The sequence below is a fragment of the Candidatus Obscuribacterales bacterium genome (assembly GCA_036703605.1).
Classification (GTDB): Bacteria; Cyanobacteriota; Cyanobacteriia; order RECH01; family RECH01; genus RECH01.
In genome coordinates, this window is sequence record DATNRH010000270.1 from 1 (window position 1) to 2,655 (window position 2,655).

General features: G+C 53.6%; 1 protein-coding gene and 1 pseudogene. Both read left to right on the forward strand.

Going from position 1 to position 2,655, the window contains the following annotated elements; all coding sequences use genetic code 11:
- Positions 1-1,665, forward strand: a 1,665-nt coding sequence (locus V6D20_05615; protein ID HEY9815265.1) for a calcium-binding protein, incomplete at its 5' end; no start/stop codon positions are given.
- Positions 1,666-1,955: 290 nt separating this feature from the next.
- Positions 1,956-2,655 (forward strand): annotated as a pseudogene (locus V6D20_05620) (transposase).

Here is a 2,655-nt window from a genome sequence, read left to right on the forward strand (position 1 = left end):
ACCATCAACCTCTCTACGCTCTATGGCACCAATGGCTTTCGTCTCTATGGCTCAGCCTCCGATCACTATTCCGGTGATTTGGTTAGCAGTGCCGGGGATATCAATGGCGATGGCTTTGATGACCTGATTATTGGCGCACAAGGTGCCGACAACAACGGTGAGCGTTCCGGCTCTAGCTATGTAGTGTTTGGGCGGGATAGCGGGTTTAGTGCGACCCTCAACCTCTCCACGCTCAATGGCAGCAACGGCTTTCGCATTGATAGTGCAACGGCCTATGACCGTTCTGGCCGTTCAGTGAGCGATGCTGGGGATATCAATGGTGATGGCTTTGATGACCTGATTATTGGCGCAACTGGTGCTGCTCCCAACGGCAGCTTTTCCGGCTCCAGCTATGTGGTGTTTGGGCGGGACAGCGGGTTTGATGCCACCCTCAACCTCTCCACGCTCGATGGCAGCAATGGCTTTCGCATCAATGGGGTAGCGACAGATGATCAGTCCGGTTATTCGGTGAGTAGCGCTGGAGATGTCAATGGTGATGGCTTTGATGACCTGATTATTGGCGCAAACGGTGCCGACCCCAACGGCAGCTATTCCGGCTCCAGCTATGTCGTCTTTGGGCGGGATAGCGGGTTTAATGCCACCCTCAACCTCTCCAACCTCAATGGCAGCAACGGCTTTCGCCTCGATGGGGCAAAAGCAGGAGACCAGGCTGGTCTTGCGTTAAGCGGTGCCGGAGATGTCAACAATGATGGCTTTGATGACCTGATTATTGGAGCCTACTTTGCCGACCCCAACGGCAACCTTTCCGGCTCTAGTTATGTAATGTTTGGGCGGGCCAGCGGATTTAGTCCCACCCTGAATCTCTCCACCCTCAATGGCAGGACTGGCTTTCGTCTCGATGGGGCAGTGGCAGAAGACCGTGCCGGTTTTTCGGTGAGCGGTGCGGGGGACGTCAATGGCGATGGCGTTGATGACCTGATTATTGGGGTAGTCGGTGCCGACCCTAACGGCAACTTTTCCGGCTCCAGCTATGTGGTGTTTGGGCGTCGTGATATCACTATTCCTAGCCCCTTTGATGATGTCCTCAGCGGCACAGCAAATGCCGATACAATTCGAGCACTGGAGGGCAATGATGTGGTGCGTGGCTTTGCAGGTAATGACCTCCTCGATGGCGGCCCAGGACGCGATCGCATCTTTGGACAAGACGGTAGCGATACCCTCATCGGCGGCACGGGCAATGACCTCCTCAATGGTGGGGCAGATAACGATCGCATCTTTGGACAAGACGGTAACGATACCCTCATCGGCGGTACAGGCAATGACCTCCTCAATGGTGGGGCAGATAACGATCGCATCTTTGGACAAGACGGGAGCGATCGCCTTGATGGCGGCACCGGCAACGATCACCTCGATGGCGGTGCCGGCAACGATATCATTACCACCGGACAAGGGTTTGACCTAATTGGCATCCGCCAAAACGATGGCTTCGATCGCGTCACCGACTTCCAAAACAATCAAGACCGTATCGGCTTGGTGGGCATTCGTTTCGGGCAACTCTCCATCGTCCAACAGCGCGATGATGTGCTGATCAGATTGGGCAATACCAATCTATTGCGCTTGGAAGATACTAATGCGGCTGCCATAGATCGGGCAGACTTTGTGTAAGTTATCTACTTTAGAGCGATCGCCCTTGTTGCCCAAAGGCGATCGCCTCCATCCTTATCACGCCCCACGATCAAACCCTAACCGTAACTGAACACGAAACTAGGCAGCAAAGAGCGATCGCATTGGACAAGCATCCCAAACCGCTAACCCGTCATGGAGGGGATAGAACCGCGCAGGTCTAAGTTTGATGTCATCTTGCTTTTATTGCTGTTGCAACCTAGTAGTCCACCACAATATATTTGACAGGTCAGGAGAAACCTGAGAGGCTGTCCCCAAAACAGGATATTCTCATGCCAGATAAGTACCACGTGACCCTCACCTCCGACAAGCATCAGCAGTTGTTGCAACTCATCAAGAGTGCTAAGCCATCCGGTAGGCGCATCAAACGGGCTCATATTTTGCTTTTAGCAGACGAAGGGCATCGGGATGAAACGATTGCTCAAATGCTCTATGTGGGAGAATCTACCGTCCATCGCATCCGCCAGAAGTTTGTTGAAGGCAACCTTGACGTTGCCCTCAATGAACGACCCCGAGCCGGGGGTAAGGCAAAACTGGATGGCTCTGCTGAGGCATTCCTGGTGGCAACCGCCTGTAGTACTCCTCCAGACGGGCGAGGAGTATGGAGAACCTACTGGAGTTGTATAGCCGTCCCTACGACCCGAGAGAACCCGTCGTCTGCTTTGATGAACGCCCTGTCCAACTCATTAGCCATAGCCGTATCCCCGTGCCGGTTGAGCCGGGCCAGCCTGAACGCTATGACTATGAGTACAGTCGCAAAGGCACCTGCAATTTGTTCGCCTTTTTTCAACCTTTGCAAGGATGGCGACATATCAAAGTCACTCTCAAGCGGACAGCCCAAGACTTTGCCCTGTGTATGAAATACCTGGTTGATGTTCTATTTCCAGATGCCGAGCAGATTCAGCTGGTGCTCGATAATCTCAACACCCATACCCCAGGCGCGCTCTACCAGACATTTCTACCGGAGGAAGC